This window comes from Bacillus sp. FSL R7-0166 (assembly GCF_038008935.1).
Classification (GTDB): Bacteria; Bacillota; Bacilli; order Bacillales; family Bacillaceae; genus Bacillus; species Bacillus altitudinis.
In genome coordinates, this window is the sequence record NZ_JBBPAC010000001.1 from 2,255,928 (window position 1) to 2,274,473 (window position 18,546).

Genomic DNA, 18,546 nt, shown 5'->3' on the forward strand with positions numbered 1-18,546 from the left:
TCATAACTCATCATATTATAGCGCATCTTCGTCCGAATGAAACAAAAATCCACTCAAAAACCGTGAATTAAATGAGTAAAAAACGATTGCCCTTCGAAAAAGGCAACCGTTCTTAGGTATTTATTTTACAATTAAATTGTTCATATTCGCAAATGATTGAATGACTTTTGCAAGTTTGACCATTTGTGCCAAACGATTTTGTTTCAGTTTTTCATCATCGGCATGAACCATGGTATGGTCAAAATAATGAACAATTGGTGCTTTTAACGTATCTAACGCTTCAAGTGCTGAATGGTACTGTCCTCTTGCCATATACTCGTTGACGGCTTTTTCCGCTTGCTGATACGCTTCAAATAGCTTTTGTTCGTGTTCATTTTCAAACAGTTCAGGCTGAATCTGTGCGTCTTCCCCTTTTTTACTGATTGAAATGACGCGGCCTAGTGCCTCAGCCGTTTCTTTGAAACTCTCCTGTTTCACGCTCTCTTCAAGAACAGCCGCTTTTTTCACAACCGCATATGGTTCAATATTTTCAACATCAAGGACTGCTTCCACCACGTCATGACGGATATGTTCTGCTTGGAGGACATATTTCAAACGGTGTGTTAAAAATTCAATGAGAGCCGCTTCATGTTTTGCATCTACTTGAGCTAGTGCTAAAAGCTCTTTAAATGAAAGATTCCATTGGCGGTCGAGCAGGATTTGAACGATACCGCTCGCTTGTCTTCTTAATCCATAAGGATCTTGAGAGCCAGTTGGAATGACATCAATTGAGAAGAATGAACAAATAGAATCTAGCTTATCCGCCACTGCAACAATCGCCCCAATAAGTGTTGACGGCGCATCGTCACCGGCAAAACGCGGCATATAGTGCTCGTTGATACTCTTTGCCACTTCTTCATGCTCGCCAAGTGCTCTAGCATATTTTTCACCCATGATTCCTTGCAGTTCTGGGAATTCATAGACCATCTGAGTCACAAGGTCAAATTTAGAAATACTGGCTGCTCTTGCAGCGCGTTTAGACGTTTCTTCATCTGCACCCACATGACTAGCAAGGCGGACGGCAATGTCTGTTACTCTTTTCAGCTTGTCGCCAATCGTGCCAAGTTTCTCATGGAATACGACTTTATCAAGCTTTTGAATGTTGTCTTCAATGACGAGTTTTTCGTCTTCTTTATAGAAAAATGCCGCATCTGATAAACGTGCGCGAAGGACCTTTTCGTTCCCTCTTGCCACATTTTCAAGTGCCTCACTGTTTCCATTTCTGACCGTAATAAAGTGCGGCAGTAATTCCCCTTGTTCATTTTTCACAGGGAAATAACGCTGATGCTCTTTCATTGTCGTGACAAGCACTTCTTCCGGCAGCGCAAGAAATTCTTCTTCAAAAGAACCAAATAGAACGGTTGGATATTCAACGAGATCGTTCACTTCTTCTAGAAGCTCAGGATCAACTGGAATGACCCAGCCTTTTTCGGAAGAAAGCGCATGTAATTGCTCAGTAATTAATTGTTTTCTTTTATCTGAATTTACAATGACAAATTGATCTCTTAATGTTTGCTCATAAGAAGCTGGTGTGTCAATGCTGGCTGTTGTCCCTAGGAAACGATGTCCTCTAGTCTCCCGTCCGCTTTTCACTCCTGCAATTTCGACAGGAATGATCTCTTGACCAAATAAACAAACAATCCATTTAATTGGACGGATATAGCGTAAATCTTCGCTTCCCCATCTCATGTTCTTTGGAAAACTCAATGAAGCTGCAATGTCCCCCAATGCTGGAAGAAGGTCTTTGACTTGCTTACCTTCTTGAAACTTTTGGACATGGACATAATCCACACCTTTGATGTCTTTGAAATACAGATCATCAGTTGAAGCACCTTGTCCGCGGGCAAAACCTTCGGCAGCTTTTGTCCAATTGCCTTCAGCATCTTGAGCAATTTTTTTAGCCGGTCCTTTTGCTTCTTCTTTGATGTCCTCTTGTTTTTCTGCAACACCTTTAACGAGTACAGCTAGACGTCTTGGTGAATTAAATAAAGCAACGTCTTCGAATGAAATATTTTGCGCTACGAACCAAGCTTTTACTTTGTCACCTAGCTGCTTTGTGCTTTCTGGCATGAAACGAGCCGGCATCTCTTCTAAGCCGATTTCAAGTAATACATCTTGTTTATTCATGAGAAGCCGCCTCCTCTTTTAGCATAGGGAATCCTAGTTTTTCTCGTTCTTCGTAATATGTTTTGGCTACTTTTCTCGCTAACTGACGTACTCTTCCGATATAACCTGTTCGCTCAGTCACAGAAATCGCGCCTTTGGCATCAAGCAGGTTAAATGTGTGAGAACATTTGAGTACATAATCATATGCCGGGTGAACAAGCCCTTTGTCCATTTGGCTATGTGCTTCTTTTTCATATGTTGTAAATAAATCGAACAGCATATCCGTATTAGATGTTTCAAACGTATACACAGAATGCTCGTATTCAGCCATTAAGAATAAATCTCTTACAGTAAAGCCATCTGTCCATTCAAGATCAAATACATTTTCTTTGTCCTGAATGTAAGAAGCAAGACGCTCAATTCCGTATGTGATTTCAACAGAAACTGGCTTACATTCTAAACCGCCGACTTGCTGGAAATACGTAAATTGCGTAATTTCCATTCCATCAAGCCAAACTTCCCAGCCAAGTCCTGCGCAGCCAAGAGATGGGTTTTCCCAGTTGTCTTCAACAAAACGAATATCATGTTTCAGCGGGTCAATGCCAAGCGCCTTCAATGATTCTAGATACAGTTCTTGAATATTGTCAGGTGATGGCTTAATGATCACTTGAAATTGATGATGTTGATACAATCTGTTTGGGTTTTCTCCATATCTGCCGTCAGCCGGGCGTCTTGACGGTTCTACATAGGCTACCTTCCATGGCTCTGGTCCAATGCTTCTGAGGAACGTGTATGGACTCATCGTTCCAGCACCTTTTTCTGTGTCATATGCCTGCATTAATACGCAGCCTTCATTTGACCAATGCTTTTGCAGTGTCAAAATCATGTCTTGAATATTCAATGATCGCACCTCCATCTTTTTTACACCATCCGCTATGTATGGCGGTGGGGCCTAGAACCTTTTTGCAAAACACAAAAACTCCCGTCTCTATGCTCACAAGGTTCCTTGCAAACATAGGGACGAGAGTTTTTCCCGCGGTTCCACCCTATTTGCTGGTGTCGTAGCACCCAGCCGCTTTGTTTTACGTTGCTCAAGAATGCCTTTCGTTACGTGTCCATCCTTAGCTCACACCGTCCTAAGGTCGCTTTTATGGCTGATACGTAAGTACTTCTTTCTGTCAATGCAACATATTTGATCTTAGATGATCTTACAAAAAGTCACGAGAGATGTCAACTTTTGTTTTCACCGTCCATTAGCTTTTTCATGGATTCCATTTGATTCATGAATTTTTTTGATTTTAAATAAAGACCTGAATACTCTTCATAATAATGATCGAGCACTTGACGAATTTCTTGTTTCGTCTGTGGTTTCACGTCAACCTGACCAAGCCTTGATAAATCAAAATAATGAAACAAACGGAGCAGTCTTGCTGCTGCTGGGGATAAGGGCAGTTTATATGGATCTTTAGAAAAGCATTGCCTACAGATGAATCCGTTATCTCTAATTGAGAAATGGAACTGCCCTTCTTTTTGACCGCAGTGTACACATTGGTCCAGTTCAGGCTTCAACCCCATCACTGACAGCATTTTAACCTCTACGATAAATAAAATAATATCAGCATCTGTGCCTTCATTGAGATGGCGTAAAGATTGAAGAAGAAGTTCAAACAAGTAAGGGTTTGGCTTCTTTTCTTCTGTTCCTTTATCAAGTAATTCTGTCATATATGCGGCATATGCAGTCAGAAATAAATCTTCCCGAATGGTTCGCATGCTTTCCATCATTTCACCTTGCTGGAGCGTTCCAAGTCCTGTTGATGATTGGATCAGGAAGGTTCCGTATAAAAACGGCTGGCTTATGGCTGACAGGCGGCTGTTCGATTTCTTAGCGCCTCTTGCCATCACACCAATTTTCCCATGTTCTCTAGTGAGCAGCGTGACAATTTTGTTTGTTTCGCCATAATCTGTTGTTCTAAGGACGATTCCTTCACTTTTAATGAGCATTTGTCTACACTCCGAGCATTGGAGGGGGTCAAGAATTATAAGATTGGAAAATCAAGTCGTGCTATTTCTTCTTCAAGTACATCGGGTCTTTCCAGGTTCTCCTTTTCTAACTCTTTGAAAAGCAGATACGTGTCAACGCTTCCTGTTTGTGAAAATACGTTCCATGTAAAATTCAACATAAAAACCCCACCTTTCTTTATTAGAAGCAGCAACGCTACATCCAACATATTAATTTTATCTTGACCAGGCTACCTCCATTTCATGATAAACAATTTTTACTAATCGAACCGCACCATTGTCAGATCTACTAACAACTGTATCGGTTTTTAATATTCGTCTTCTCTAAATCCGAAATCACGAAGATGTGTGGATTTATTACGCCAGTCCTTCTGCACTTTTACCCAAAGCTCTAAATACACCTTTGAGCCTAAAAGTGCTTCAATGTCTCTGCGCGCTTTTTGTCCCACTTCTTTTAATAAGCTGCCGCGCTTACCAATCACAATCCCTTTTTGTGAATCACGTTCTACGACGATGGTCGCTGCAACATGAATCTTGCCGTTTTCATCTGGCTTGATCGATTCAATCGCAACCGCAATACTGTGAGGGATCTCTTCTCTCGTTAAATGCAGCACTTTTTCACGAATTAATTCAGAAATAATAAATCGCTCTGGGTGATCTGTTACTTGATCTGCCGGATAAAATTGAGGGCCTTCTGGAAGATAACCTTCAATTTGCTGAAGAAGCGTATCAATGTTGTTGCCTTCAAGTGCTGAAATTGGCACAATTTCCTTAAATGGGTAACGTGTACGGTATTCATCAATTAAAAGGAACAGTTCATCCGGATGAATTTGGTCAATTTTATTGACGACAAGGAACACCGGTGTCGATGTTTGCTTTAGTCGTTCAATGATGAATTCATCACCTTTTCCATAGCCTTCCTGTGCGTTGATCATAAACAAGATCAGGTCGACTTCCTTGAGTGTATTTTGAGCCACCCTCATCATAAAATCGCCAAGTTTGTGCTTCGGTTTATGAATTCCTGGTGTATCGATAAAAATCGTTTGTGACGTGTTCGTTGTCAGAACACCTTGCACTTTGTTTCGAGTCGTTTGAGGCTTATCACTCATAATCGCAATCTTTTGTCCAATTACACGATTAAGAAAGGTCGATTTCCCTACATTTGGTCTTCCAATAATTGATACAAATCCTGATTTGAAGCTTTCGTTAGTCATTTAAATCCTCCGGTGAAAATGCGCCTGGCAATAGTTCGTTTACTGTCGTTTCGTATATATGACCTTTTAAGTTCGTTAGAATCACTGGCATATCAGGTGCACATAGCTCTGAAATGACCTGTCTGCATGCGCCGCATGGTGAAACAGGCCGATCTGTATCAGCCACTACTGCAAGCATTTGAAAAGATGTGATGCCCTCTGAGTACGCTTTAAAAAGTGCTGTTCTTTCCGCACAATTACACATACCATATGCTGCATTTTCAATATTGCAGCCGCCATACACTTTTCCGTCATGCGATAATAATGCTGCACCGACTTTGAATTTAGAATAGGGTACATATGCAAAATCTCTTGCTTTGACTGCTTCTGAAATCAACTCTTGTTTGTTCATTCTAGTTCCCACTTTCAGAAGAAATGGTACCACTGTCACATTTATATTTTACATAATTCACGTGACATTTTCACGCCCATTTCTAAAAATGTTAATAAATAGTAATATTGTTCTATTGCATGATCTTCGGTAAGAAGATCATCAACCCAATCATAACCGAAATGGCGGCGTAAACGCAAACAGCGCCTGCTGCCGCGTCCTTCGCTCTCTCAGCAAGAGGATGCTTCTCTTCTGTGAAAAGATCTACTGTATGTTCAATCGCTGTATTCACAAGTTCTAACGCAAACATCCCGCCGCATAAAAGCAGAATGATCATCCATTCAACCGGATGAATGTGAAACCAAAAGCCGCAAATCACCACGATGATGGCTGCGACTGTGTGAAACCGAAAATTCCGTTCATTCAAGAAAGTTCGCCATATTCCTCTAAATGCATAATAAAAACTCCGAAAAAAACGGACAAGCGGCGTTCGCTTCTTACGATGATCTCGAAAGGCCATAATCATCCAAGATTTTTGTCTGTTTGGCGAACATTTCTTTTTCATCTTCTTCTGTCATATGATCATAACCAAGCAAATGAAGAAAACCATGAATCGTTAAAAATCCTAGCTCTCTCATGAAGGAATGTCCATATTCCTCTGCTTGCTCTTTCGTACGATCAACACTAATGATAATGTCACCAAGTACAGGCGGAATGTCATCAGCTCCAATGATTTCAATTTCCCCTTCGCCTTCTTCCTCAAGGGCAAATGAAATCACATCTGTTGGTGCATCTTTTCCTCGGTATTCTTTATTAATTTGATGAATTTCTTCATTTGAAACGATCGATACTGATACTTCTGCTTGATCTTTTACTTCAAGAGCATCCGCAGCAAATTGAAGAAGCTTTTCCACTTCTTCAAGCTGCTCTTTCGATACTTGTCCTGTTTCATCTATTAAATCGATTAACAATGTCATTTACTTCACCTTCTGCTTCGGGGCATCTGGATATTCAATCCGAGAATGGAAAATCCCCTTTAATGTTGTACAAATTGTTTGGCTAATAATATTTAATTCTTTAAATGTCAGATCACATTCACTAAATTGTCCATCCTGCATCTTATCTGAAATGATGCCCTTCACAAGCTTTTCAATCCGCTCAGGGTTTGGATTATGCATCGAACGAACCGCCGCCTCCACGCTGTCAGCTACAGAAATAATGGCCGCTTCTTTCGATTGCGGTTTTGGACCAGGATAACGAAATTCTTCTTCTGTCACCTGATCATCCCGTTCTTTTGCCTTATAGTAAAAGAACTTCAGCAAGGACTTTCCGTGATGCTGTTCTGCAATGTCCACAAGTTCCTCTGGAAACTTCTTTTCTCTCAGCATTTCAGCACCATCTGTCGTATGGGCAATAATAATATTCTTGCTCAGCTGAGGAGAAAGCTTGTCGTGCGGATTATCAATGTTCATTTGGTTTTCAATAAAGTATTGTGGTCTTTTCGTTTTTCCAATGTCATGATAATAAGCTCCAACCCTTGCTAACAATCCATTTGCACCGACTGCTTCACATGCAGCATCCGCTAAATTCGCCACCATGACACTATGATGATATGTACCTGGCGTCTCTGTTAAGATCTTTTTCAGCAGCGGATGATTCGGGTTCGATAATTCAATAAGCTTCATGGTCGAAAGAATGCCAAACATGCTCTCAAAGACTGGCATTAACCCAATAACCAAAATAGCCGATGCAAACCCTGACACAATCGCCATGATGAGGTTCACACCTATTTCAAGCCCTGATGGAGAAGAATTTTGAATCAGCATAATGGACAGCACAACAAGTACATTCACCAAAGCTACCCAAAGCCCCGCCTGCAAAATTTTTGATCTCGCATTATGTTTTCTCAAAAATAAAATCCCCGCCATCCCGCTTATTAAATAATAAGCACAGATGACATAGTTAAAGACGCCTGTTACTCCTTGATTAAACATCATACTGCCGCAAAGGGCAAATACAAGGCCGGAGAAGATCGCCAGCCGCTCATTGATCAGCAGCTTAATCAGCATCGTGCCAAGTGCCACAGGCACGACGTAGCCGATGGTTGTATATTTGGTTTCCTGGAAGAGACTGAATACTTCCATGATGATTAAAATAATGGTGAAAATAAGCGAGTACAGCAGTAACGATTTATTCTTATGGACGAGCGACTTTTTCCTCGATTCCAGTGAGTGGACAATCGCCGCTAAGAAGAGACCAATTAAGATGATAAGACCGCTTACAGGCTTAAACAAATTGGAGCTGTTTAAAAGGCCGGTCAGTTCTAATTTGCGATACACTTCGCGGTCAATGAGCTCTCCTTCTTCCACTAAAATTTGCCCTTGCTTAATTTGAACCGGCTGGATATTATCAGCTGCTTCTTGTCTTTTCTTCTCTGTTGCGACCGGGTCAAATACATAGTTTGGAATAATCGCAAATTCACCAATTTCTTTCGCTGCATTTAAATATTTTGACGGAATCGAATTGTTTTCAAGCTCTGCTTTCACTTGTTTCTTTTCATCTTGCAGCTTAGAAGCTGTGATTTCTTTACTCATGAGAGAATTGACCACTGTGATGATGGAATCTTTTGTAAAAGAAAGATTTTCGTCACTTGCTTGGAGCAGCGCTTTAATCGATTGATCCGAAACAGCTTCCTGCATATCGGTTGTGAGTTTCTCTTTTACACGCTTCACCATCTCTTGATCTGTTGGCGGGTTCTCTTTGTCATCAGCTGCTGCTTTCTTCTCTTCTTTAATGGCTTCAAAGAGGGATGAAATGAGGTCAACACGATTATCAGAATACGCTTTTTTGAGTGTATATTGGTCTTCCACTTGATCCGTTGCTTCTTGTTTCTTTTCTTCTGTTGCTTCTTGGTCATCAACGGTAGACGGAGAATAGATGGTCTGTTCGCTCACTGAAAACAAATCTAGGTCGAGCGATTCAGGCTTTACATGGAAGAAGAGCACCACAAACAGGATGGCCGCTAAACCAGCGTATAGCAGTACGTTTAAATAGCGTGAGCGCTCCATTTTCTGAGGTTCTTTTTTAGACAGCAGCCTTTTGCGCTTACTGCCTTTCTGATTCTTTCTCAAGGAAAGTACCTCCTTTTTTACTTTAAACCACGATCGAAACAAAATGACCCGATTAAGGCGATCGGGTCACTCAGTTCATTTTTGCTTTTCGTATGCTCCAATGATCTTCGCCACAAGCGGGTGTCTGACCACATCTGTCTGATCTAATTCAATGAATGAGATACCCTTGATCTCAGCAAGCATGTCCTTTGCAGCTGCAAGGCCTGACTGCATACCTTTAGGCAAATCAATTTGTGTAATATCTCCTGTAATGACCATTTTAGAACCAAAGCCTAGTCTCGTCAAAAACATTTTCATTTGAGCTGGCGTTGTATTCTGCGCTTCATCTAAAATCACAAATGCATCATCAAGCGTCCGCCCTCTCATATAGGCAAGAGGGGCAATTTCAATCACTCCGCGCTCAATTAAACGTTCCGTATGATCACTACCAAGCACATCGTGCAGAGCATCATATAGCGGTCTTAAATAAGGATCGACTTTTTCTTTTAAATCTCCTGGCAAAAAGCCAAGACTTTCTCCTGCTTCAACAGCTGGCCTTGTCAGGATAATCCGTTTGACATGTCCATTTTTGAGGGCATGTACGGCGTTGACCACTGCTAAATACGTTTTACCTGTACCAGCAGGTCCAATCCCAAAGACCAGATCATCTTTTTTCATTGCCGCAGCATATTCACGCTGGCCGATCGTTTTGACTCTGATCGACTTGCCTTTGGCATTTTTCGTAATTTCATCTTCATACATATTTTCAAAATAATTGAGCTTGTCTTTTTGCGCCATTTTAATGGCATAGACGACATCCCGCTCAGAAATCTCAATTCCTTTACGAATGAGATGTAAGAGAGATGTAATCAAACGGCTCACAGTATCTCTTGATGCTTCCTGACCAGAAACATACACTTTCTCTCCACGTGTGATAATGGAGACATTCAGCTCGTTTTCCATCAGTTTCAGATAAGCATCTTGATTGCCAAATAAAGCAATGGCTTCATTTGGGCTATCCAATTTTTGTTGAATCTCAAGTAAATGTTCTGTCATTCTCTAGTCTCCCTGAACAATAGGTGTTGGTTGAACAATATCTTCTATTACTTGGTAAAGGATGATTAACTTAACTTTACCATTCCCTGTTGTCTCGTGCAAAACTTTTTCACTTTTCACCTCACCTGTTTGACCTAGCTTTTCTTCTAATTCTTTTTTACCCATTTTAATCCCTGCTTGAACCGCTTCTTTATTTGTGTATTCTCGATTTATTTTTTCACTTTCTCGTGTGATTTCCTTTTCATAGGAGAACGGCAATTGCATATTCAAAAAATGAAGCGGGTGAACTTCTGTTTCTGTTTTCGGCTGCTGAAAATCATCTTTTTTAAAGGAAAATCCCCAAAATGGGATGGAGCCTCCAAATAAGGAGAGCTTGTGCTTTGTCTTCATTTTACCCGTAAAGACATCAAAAGATGTTCGGAGAGGGACAGAAACTTCAGATCGGTACCATGTTTCACCATAGATTTTCGCTTTAGCTCCGACCGTTTTTTTCTGATCTTCACTCCCAATTAAACCTGAGACGAGCATCTGCCCTTTTTTCACATGCTCATCGACCTGGGCAAGCGGTTCTCCCTTTTCTACATACATTCTCGTGATAACCGCCTTTTTCTTGGCAACGATGTGCTGAGGACTTGTATATTTCTCCTTTTCAGGTTCATTTTTTTCGACCACTTTCATTTGAAACGTCGTTCCATTCAGTTCAACTCCGACCCATGTAATGCTCTGAATATTGGTCGTCAATGACTTTTGTATTTTTTCAGGTGTCCCCATGAGAAACTGAAAACGCCCTTTTTGTACCCCTATTTCGTCCAGATGCTTTCTCATTTGGTGTTCTGTTTCTGGATTCGCACCTTTAATCTCAATTTTCCACACCATATTTGAAAGAGCCAATATCGTCACTAGGAAAAAAGCCATCCCGAGGGTGAAGCCAATATTTCTTCTCGACCATAGAAGAAGAAACGGGAACCCTTTCTTTTGATGAAACGAACATTTCACCTCATGATGTCTGCGCACTTTTCTAAAGGCATGTACATCTGAGAGGCGAATAAATAAGCGCACGCTGTCTTGACGGCGGCTCACTTGAAAAATTGTGATCCCCTGTCTCGTGCACTCATTGATTAGCCGCTCAATACCGCTTCCTCTTATCTCCACTTCCACTCTGCCAATAAAATAGGCAAACCATTTGTTCTTCACGTTTCTCCCCTCCGTCAGTTAAGAATCAATATAACGGACCTCATCGATTTTCCCCTCTAATAAGATCTCTTCTGGCAAAATCGTTTTAATCACAAAGTCTTTTCCTGAAATAATGCACTGTCCTTGCTTGAGCATCAGCCTTACCTCTTGATCACTGAAAAGTAAAAGCCCTTTATGGTTCTCTATGTAAATATGGAGTCTGCCAACCATCGTAATACGGGGAAGATCCATCATCACGTCCGGAGGGATTTCAAGTGTTCTTGTCAGCCATGCTTTAAGTTGATTTTTTCTTTTTCCCATTCAATAAGAACCCCTTCCCACCTCATGTGTATGAGATCAAACTGAAAGATGGTGAGACTGATGAGAAAGCCTCTATATCATCCTATTCCTCAGCGGTTCATATCATGCTAATGAATCCCGTAAAACAGCCGTTTCATCATTTTGACTAAGAAAAATCTCCATTACGCAACAAAAAAACCCCCTTAAGAATAAGGGGGCTTACTTCTTTATCTTTTATATGGCCGTTTCATCGTTCGATGTGGCTTTTTTGCACGAGGCTCTCCAAATACTTCACCAAGGATCATCCCTTGAACGACCGTATCTTGGTTGAGCTTCTCAATCATTTTCGGCTTCATTCCAGCAGATGCTGCCTTTGGCCTTGTAAGTTCTCTTTCAAGCGATTGAAACTCTTTATTCAGCTCGCTTTTTCTTTCTTCCATTTCGGCAAGTGTAGCTGTATAACGATCCTGTAAGGACTGTGAACCTTGTTTCTTCATCCCGCCATGATCATGTACATCGCCAAAATCGTCGAGCTGGTCCGTCACGACTGGATCTGGACTTGTTTGTTTTGTTTGCTTTTGCGGCACTGGTTTACGTTGAGGAGCCGGTTTGCTTTGCTGGTTCTTTTGTTCGTTCTCCTCTTGTTTGCCGATTTTCCCAAAGACCGCAGAGATAATACCGATGATAATCGCTATTAGTAACGGATTTTCAAATAGAATGTCCAATGGGCTCCCTCCTTAAAGCGTGAGAGGATGCTTATTTGTTTTCATTATCAGATGGACCTTTTGTCATTTTGCCAAATGAATCTCTCATATCCGTATCAGCATCGATATTCTTAATGTTCATGTAGTCCATAACTCCAATATTACCTTCACGTAGTGCTTCGGCCATTGCAAGTGGTACTTCAGCCTCTGCTTCTACTACTTTCGCGCGCATTTCTTCAACTCTCGCACGCATTTCTTGTTCTTGTGCAACAGCCATAGCGCGGCGTTCTTCTGCTTTCGCCTGTGCAATGTTTTTGTCGGCTTCTGCTTGGTCTGTCTGCAGGATCGCCCCGATATTCTTACCGATATCAACATCTGCGATATCAATCGAGAGAATTTCAAATGCTGTACCTGAATCTAATCCTTTACCAAGAACCGTTTGAGAAATCATATCAGGATTTTCAAGAACCTTTTTATGATTATCTGATGAACCGATTGTAGAAACAATCCCTTCACCTACACGAGCAATGATCGTTTCTTCCCCTGCACCACCGACAAGCCTGTCAATGTTTGCACGAACTGTAATACGTGCTTTTGCTTTTACTTCAATCCCGTCCATCGCAACACCTGAGATAAATGGTGTTTCAATGACTTTAGGGTTTACACTCATTTGGACAGCTTCAAGTACGTCACGGCCTGCTAGGTCGATTGCCGCACAGCGAGCAAAGTTCAATTCGATATTCGCACGCTGAGCTGCGATCAGTGCGTTGACAACTCGGTCTACGTTACCACCTGCAAGATAGTGGCTTTCTAATTGGTTAATCGTCGCATCAAGACCTGCTTTATGCGCTTTGATGAGCGGGTTGACCACTCGGTTTGGAATCACTCGGCGAAGCCTCATTCCTACAAGTGTAAAAATGCTCACTCTTACGCCAGCCGCTAGGGCAGAAATCCACAGCATCACCGGTACAAAGGTGAAGAAGATCGATAGAACGATCAAACCTGCTGCGATAATCACAAATAATAGTAAAGTAGATGGATCCATTTTATTCCTCCTATAAAATCAGTATATCTATACTTTCCTCACGACAATGCGTGAGCCTTCCGCTTTCACAATTTTTACTTGTTCATCCTTATCGATAAAAGCACCTTCTGACACAACATCAATGCGCTCGTCTCCGAATACAATCGTACCAGATGGACGAAGTGCTGTTGCTGTCACTGCGATTTGTCCTACAAGATCATCTCTTGTTTCATTTGAGACATAACCACTTTCTTTATTGGTTGAATCGGTTAAAATGAACTTTTTAAAAAATTTCATACGTTTCCCCAACACCTTTGTCAATAAAATAACTGCTATGATTGAAACAGCAGTGGCAATCAAGATGGAAATCGCCATTTCTGTAAAGCTTCCAGCTGCTAAAAATAAGCTGACAACGACACAGATTAGTCCAATGACACCCACGATTCCCCCTGGCAAAAATAATTCCAGAATGATCAACACAATCCCTGCCAAAAACAGGAACAATGTCTCATATCCTGCAAAACCTGCCACGAGATGACCATAAAAGAATAGAAGAAGCGCTGTGACTCCCATGGTGCCTGGGACCCCAAACCCGGGAGAATATAATTCAACAATTAACCCTAAGCTCGCGATGGATAAAAGGATAGGAATGACGATCGGATGCGTGAGAAAACGCGCAACCTTTTCAGCAAAGCTCACTTCATCGTATTGAACAGAGGCATCTGCTAAGTTCAGCTTCTGAACCAAGTCATCCATATTTTTCGCTTCTCCTTCTGCATAACCGAACTGAAGCGCCCGATCTGTGTTAAAGGTCAGCAATTCTCCTTTTGGTGCACCAGCTTCTTTTGCGTCTATATCTACATCTGCCATCGCAAGAGCATATTTTGGATCACGCCCCTGCTTTTCAGCAGCGTCACTCATTTCAGCAAGCCATAGAGATTCAGATTTTTGATCGGCAGCGTTGCCTTCACCGTCAATGATCGCAGCAGCCCCCATCTTTCCGTTTGGGGTCATATAAATTTGATCGGCATTTAGGGCAATGAATGCCCCGGCTGAAAGCGCTCTATGATTCACAAACGCTGTCACTGGGATGTCGGATGCACGAATGGTATCGGCTATTTCAAGCGCCGCATCGACTGCACCACCTGGTGTATTGATGTCGAGAATGATGTGCTTCGCCCGTTCCGACTTTGCCTGCTCAAATGATCGTTCAATGAATTTAGAAAGTCCTTTTTCTACTGTATCTTCAATTGGGATAACATGAACTTTCTGATCTGCTGATTTCGCGGTCAATTGAACCCCTAATAACAAGCATATTATAAAACAACTGAAGAGAGCAATAGAAATTTTCATTTTTTTCATCTATTTGGTGATCCCCCCTCTCTTTCTTTCATTTTACCGTTCCTTTACATACGTTACAAATGTATCATAGGTTTCATTTTTATATGACAAGTTTATGGAGGCATAAAAAAAGTACCCTTCTAACATGAGAAGGATACTTTTTTATTGAGACAGTTGCTCGCTGACAAGTCTGTTAATCACAGCACCATCAGCTTTACCTTTTACTTTCGGCATAATAGCGCTCATCACTTTACCCATATCAGCTTTCGATGAAGCACCTGTTTCGGCGATTGTTTCTTTCACAACCGCCTGCAGTTCTTCTTCAGAAAGCTGTTCAGGTAAATAAACGTCTAGAATGTCAATCTCTTTTTGAACTTTATCTACTAAATCTAAGCGATTAGCTTTCGAAAATTCATGGAGGGAGTCTTTACGTTGCTTAATCTCGCGGGAAAGGACGGTTAGTTCCTCATCTCCGGTCAAACTGTCTTTCTTAAGCTTTATTGCTTCATTTTGCAGTGAAGCCTTTACCATACGAATGACAATAAGCTTGTCTTTCTCTCGGTTTTTCATAAAAAGCTTCATATCAGAATTTAATTGCTCAAGAAGACTCATAAAATCCACCCTCTTTAGAATTTACGTTTTCTAGCAGCTTCAGACTTTTTCTTACGCTTTACGCTAGGCTTTTCATAAAATTCACGCTTTCTTGCTTCTTGCAATGTTCCAGTTTTGGATACACTGCGTTTAAAGCGACGAAGAGCATCTTCAAGCGATTCGTTTTTTCTAACGACCGTTTTTGACATTCTCTTTCCCTCCGAATACACCAATCGACTGCATTAAAAAAAGATATACATGCAAAACATGTACCTAAACATTATAATATAAGCCTAGGTTGAGGTCAACTAAGTGATTTGGAAATATATTTTCGTCATGAGCAGGTAGACAAGTCCATATATTCATTGGTAAGAGGAGGACTTTTCTATGATGGCGATCATTTATTTTTGTGCACTTATTTTCATTTTTTTATGGGCAATGGGTTTGCTTAGGAAAGGATTAATGGCGCTCACGTCGTCTCGTATTGAGAAATCACTTCTTCTCTTTACAGATCATCCAGTCAAAGCATTCTTGGTCAGTATTGTGTTTACAGGGGTTCTTCAAAGCAGTTCGGCGTTTATGGTCATCGTTATCGGCTTTGTGAGTACAGGGATTCTCACATTTAAAAAATCCATACCCATGATTCTTGGAACGAATATCGGCTCAACATTTACGACAGAATTTATTGCCATTAAGATGGACGTGTTTATGTGGGTTCTGATTGCAGCTGGTCTTTTATGTATCATTTTGGGCAGGAAGTCTTTTCGATATGCAGGAAAAAGTTTATTTGGGCTTGGCATGATCTTTTTTTGTATTCAAGGTTTTTCAAAAATTGCAGGGATGATGACCAGTCAGCCAGAGACACTGCGTTTCCTTGAAATGATGCAGCACTCCGATTGGACAGCTCTTCTCTCTGGTACAGTGCTCACGGCGATTGTTCATTCAAGCTCTGTATGTATCGGTATTTTGATGGGATTTATGAATGAAGGGACTGTCGCTCTAAAAGAAGGCATCAGCTTTGTTTTAGGGTCCAATATCGGAACGTGTATTACTGCCGTGATGGCTGCTATCTCTGGCGGTTATGCAGCCCGCCAAACCGCGTATGCACACGTCGTGTTTAATGTTCTAGGTGTTCTTTTATGTCTTCCTTTTCTCGCCTTTATCACAGAGTTTGTTGCACTTTTAGCAAGCTCTCCTGCCCAGCAGATTGCGCACTTTAGTCTGCTGTTTAATGTTGCAAGTTCTCTCCTCTTTTTCCCGTTCATCCGCCCTTTTTACGCCTTGATTTTGTTCCTTCTTCCGAATCGGTCAACATAAAAGAAACCGGCTTGCCTAATGGCTGCCGGTTTTTCATTCATTATGAGGTCATTCTCACTTGATCCGTCTGCACGTCATCACTTATACGGACGAATTGTCCTTCGTTATAAGGATAACCTGCTTTCGTAATCTTCACTTTCACCAAACGGCCGATCATGTCTTCTGTTCCTTCAAATACGACCTTCATGTAGTTATCAGTATATCCTACATACAGATTGTGCGATCCGTCTTGTTCTTTGAAGGATTCTTCTGGAATAATCTCTAAGACGTCGCCTTCATATGCCGATGCATATTCTTTCGCAAGCTGATCAGAAAGAGCAATGAGGCGGTGAACGCGTTCGTTTTTCACATTCTCATCTACTTGATCTTCCATTCTTGCAGCAGGCGTACCTGTCCGTTTGCTGTAAGGGAACACATGGAGCTCAGAGAATTGATGGTCTTTGACAAAATTGTATGTTTCCATAAATTCTTCTTCTGTTTCTCCTGGGAATCCAACGATCACATCTGAAGTGACAGCAAGACCTGGCAATGCTTTTTTGAGCTTCGTTAAACGCTCTGCAAAGAATTCCATTGTGTATTTACGGCGCATTCTTTTCAGTACAGTATTAGAGCCAGATTGAAGCGGAATGTGCAAGTGTCTCACAATTTTATCTGACTGATCGAGCACTTCAATCACTTCGTCTGTAATTTGACTTGCTTCAATGGATGAAATGCGGATTCGTTTTAATCCCGCCACACGTTCATCTAATTCTTTCAGAAGCTTAGCAAAGTTATAATCCTTTAAATCTTCACCGTATCCACCTGTATGAATACCTGTTAATACAATTTCTTTGTAGCCAGCATCGACAAGCTGCTGCGCTTGATTGATGACTTCTTCTGGATCGCGAGAACGCAGTAATCCGCGAGCCCAAGGGATAATGCAGAATGTACAGAAATTGTTACAGCCTTCTTGGATTTTTAATGAAGCACGTGTTCTGTCAGTAAACGCAGGAACATCTAGTTCTTCAAAGACCCGTGCTTTCATGATATTGCCAACTCCGTTGATCGGCTGTCTTTCTCTTCTGTATTCTTCAATATAACCAAGCAGTTTATGTCTGTCTTGTGTGCCAACCACAATATCAACACCAGGAATCGCCATGATTTCTGCCGGAGACGTTTGTGCGTAACAGCCTGTTACACAAATGACACCATCCGGATTATGACGAATGGCTCTTCTAATGACTTGGCGGCTTTTTTTATCGCCTGTATTGGTGACGGTACATGTATTAATGACATATACGTCTGCTTTTGATTCATAATCTTTTCTTTCATAGCCAGCTTCTTTAAACAGTTGCCAGATGGCTTCTGTTTCGTAGTGATTGACCTTACAGCCAAGTGTATGGAACGCTACTGTTCCCATCATGATTCACCTCTTAATAACTCTGTTTGATAAGATATAGCAGAAAGCGCGTAAAGAGGAGCTGTTTCTGTTCTTAAAATGCGTGGTCCAAGCCCGCAAATGACTGCACCATGCGCTTCAAGTTCTTCAATCTCCTTTTCTGCTAAACCGCCTTCTGGACCAAAAACCACTAATAAGGTTTGTCCGCCCTTCATCTGTTGGAGCACCGTTTGAAACCGGCTTTGCTCGCCTTCTTTCGATGATTCTTCGTATGCAACGACACATTTATCGAATTCACCGGCCAGTTGAATCAGCTCTTTAAATGTTGATACTGGATGAACGCGCGGAATGATATTCCGGTAAGACTGCTCAGCAGCTTCTTTCGCAATTTTTTCCCAGCGATCTCGTTTTTTTAATGACTTTTTTTGGTCAAGTTTTGTAATCGAACGAGTCGCTTGAAACGGAATAAAAGCACTTGCGCCAAGCTCGGTGCCTTTTTGGATAATCCATTCAAGCTTATCCCCTTTTGGCAGACCGCTTGCAATCGTCACCTTGATCGGAAGCTCTCGATTCTGATTCGTCCAGCCTTCCAAGTGACAAATCACTTCTTCCTTTGTTATTGTATCAATTTTACTGAGCGCTTCAAAGCCGTCTGTCGTTAAGCAAAGGATGTCTTCTCCTGCTTTCATCCGCATGACGTTTGCAAGGTGATGAACATCTTCACCCTTTATGACGATGTGTCCCTTTTCCGTCACTTCTTCTTTTGTGAGGTCGATAAAATATCGTTGCATACGTGTCCTGACA

Annotated in this window: 20 protein-coding genes; 1 reads left to right on the plus strand and 19 read right to left on the minus strand. The window is 41.4% G+C overall.

Annotation, left to right across the window (positions count from 1 at the left end; genetic code table 11):
- Positions 1-120: 120 nt before the first annotated feature.
- The 17 genes from glyS to rpsU all read right to left on the minus strand — a co-directional run bounded on the left by glyS (position 121) and on the right by rpsU (position 15,256).
- Positions 121-2,166 (minus strand): glycine--tRNA ligase subunit beta, encoded by a 2,046-nt coding sequence (gene glyS / locus NST01_RS11620; protein WP_341041942.1) that lies wholly within the window; start codon positions 2,164-2,166, stop codon positions 121-123.
- Entirely contained in the window at positions 2,159-3,046 is an 888-nt protein-coding gene (glyQ, locus tag NST01_RS11625) for a glycine--tRNA ligase subunit alpha (RefSeq protein ID WP_003217487.1), read from the minus strand. Before glyQ ends, glyS begins: the two co-directional genes overlap by 8 nt.
- A 329-nt stretch (positions 3,047-3,375) precedes the next feature.
- Positions 3,376-4,146 (minus strand): DNA repair protein RecO, encoded by a 771-nt coding sequence (gene recO, locus NST01_RS11630; RefSeq protein WP_007501304.1) that lies wholly within the window; start codon positions 4,144-4,146, stop codon positions 3,376-3,378.
- 35 nt (positions 4,147-4,181) lie between these two features.
- Positions 4,182-4,325 carry a YqzL family protein gene (locus tag NST01_RS11635; RefSeq protein WP_008342408.1) on the minus strand — a complete coding sequence of 48 codons (144 nt, stop codon included), beginning with the start codon at positions 4,323-4,325 and terminating at the stop codon, positions 4,182-4,184.
- Between the two features lie 147 nt (positions 4,326-4,472).
- Entirely contained in the window at positions 4,473-5,378 is a 906-nt protein-coding gene (era, locus tag NST01_RS11640; RefSeq protein WP_007501305.1) for a GTPase Era, read from the minus strand.
- Complete coding sequence (locus NST01_RS11645) at positions 5,371-5,769, minus strand: cytidine deaminase (RefSeq protein WP_008342410.1); 399 nt, start codon at positions 5,767-5,769, stop codon at positions 5,371-5,373. The genes era and NST01_RS11645 overlap by 8 nt, the downstream gene beginning before the upstream one ends.
- Positions 5,770-5,881: 112 nt before the next feature.
- Positions 5,882-6,268, minus strand: a complete 387-nt coding sequence (locus tag NST01_RS11650) for a diacylglycerol kinase family protein (protein WP_024718818.1) — start codon at positions 6,266-6,268, stop codon at positions 5,882-5,884.
- Complete coding sequence (ybeY, locus tag NST01_RS11655; RefSeq protein WP_007501310.1) at positions 6,246-6,725, minus strand: rRNA maturation RNase YbeY; 480 nt, start codon at positions 6,723-6,725, stop codon at positions 6,246-6,248. Before ybeY ends, NST01_RS11650 begins: the two co-directional genes overlap by 23 nt.
- Positions 6,726-8,840: an HD family phosphohydrolase gene (locus NST01_RS11660; RefSeq protein ID WP_370648338.1), complete on the minus strand. Its 2,115-nt coding sequence runs from the start codon at positions 8,838-8,840 to the stop codon at positions 6,726-6,728.
- Positions 8,841-8,954: 114 nt separating this feature from the next.
- Positions 8,955-9,914, minus strand: coding sequence for a PhoH family protein (locus NST01_RS11665; RefSeq protein ID WP_008342419.1), 960 nt, complete (start codon positions 9,912-9,914; stop codon positions 8,955-8,957).
- A gap of 3 nt (positions 9,915-9,917) precedes the next feature.
- The gene (yqfD, locus tag NST01_RS11670) at positions 9,918-11,108 is read right to left on the minus strand and encodes a sporulation protein YqfD (protein WP_041090989.1); all 1,191 of its coding nucleotides are present in this window, start codon (positions 11,106-11,108) and stop codon (positions 9,918-9,920) included.
- Between the two features lie 18 nt (positions 11,109-11,126).
- Positions 11,127-11,408: a sporulation protein YqfC gene (gene yqfC, locus NST01_RS11675; RefSeq protein ID WP_003217398.1), complete on the minus strand. Its 282-nt coding sequence runs from the start codon at positions 11,406-11,408 to the stop codon at positions 11,127-11,129.
- A gap of 206 nt (positions 11,409-11,614) precedes the next feature.
- Entirely contained in the window at positions 11,615-12,112 is a 498-nt protein-coding gene (locus NST01_RS11680) for a hypothetical protein (RefSeq protein ID WP_035702737.1), read from the minus strand.
- A gap of 31 nt (positions 12,113-12,143) precedes the next feature.
- A complete protein-coding gene (gene floA, locus NST01_RS11685) occupies positions 12,144-13,136 on the minus strand; it encodes a flotillin-like protein FloA (RefSeq protein WP_007501317.1) in 993 nt (330 codons plus the stop codon).
- A 27-nt stretch (positions 13,137-13,163) separates the two neighbouring features.
- A complete protein-coding gene (locus NST01_RS11690) occupies positions 13,164-14,477 on the minus strand; it encodes an NfeD family protein (RefSeq protein WP_073413896.1) in 1,314 nt (437 codons plus the stop codon).
- Between the two features lie 141 nt (positions 14,478-14,618).
- A complete protein-coding gene (locus NST01_RS11695; RefSeq protein WP_007501319.1) occupies positions 14,619-15,068 on the minus strand; it encodes a GatB/YqeY domain-containing protein in 450 nt (149 codons plus the stop codon).
- Between the two features lie 14 nt (positions 15,069-15,082).
- Complete coding sequence (gene rpsU, locus NST01_RS11700; protein ID WP_003152957.1) at positions 15,083-15,256, minus strand: 30S ribosomal protein S21; 174 nt, start codon at positions 15,254-15,256, stop codon at positions 15,083-15,085.
- Between the two features lie 178 nt (positions 15,257-15,434).
- Between rpsU and NST01_RS11705 the strand changes: the two genes are divergently transcribed.
- Positions 15,435-16,364, plus strand: coding sequence for a Na/Pi symporter (locus tag NST01_RS11705; RefSeq protein ID WP_007501320.1), 930 nt, complete (start codon positions 15,435-15,437; stop codon positions 16,362-16,364).
- A gap of 40 nt (positions 16,365-16,404) precedes the next feature.
- On the opposite strand, the gene mtaB is transcribed toward NST01_RS11705, so the two are convergent.
- Complete coding sequence (mtaB, locus tag NST01_RS11710) at positions 16,405-17,763, minus strand: tRNA (N(6)-L-threonylcarbamoyladenosine(37)-C(2))-methylthiotransferase MtaB (RefSeq protein ID WP_341042557.1); 1,359 nt, start codon at positions 17,761-17,763, stop codon at positions 16,405-16,407.
- Positions 17,763-18,533 carry a 16S rRNA (uracil(1498)-N(3))-methyltransferase gene (locus NST01_RS11715; protein WP_046344016.1) on the minus strand — a complete coding sequence of 257 codons (771 nt, stop codon included), beginning with the start codon at positions 18,531-18,533 and terminating at the stop codon, positions 17,763-17,765. Before NST01_RS11715 ends, mtaB begins: the two co-directional genes overlap by 1 nt.
- Positions 18,534-18,546: the final 13 nt, after the last annotated feature.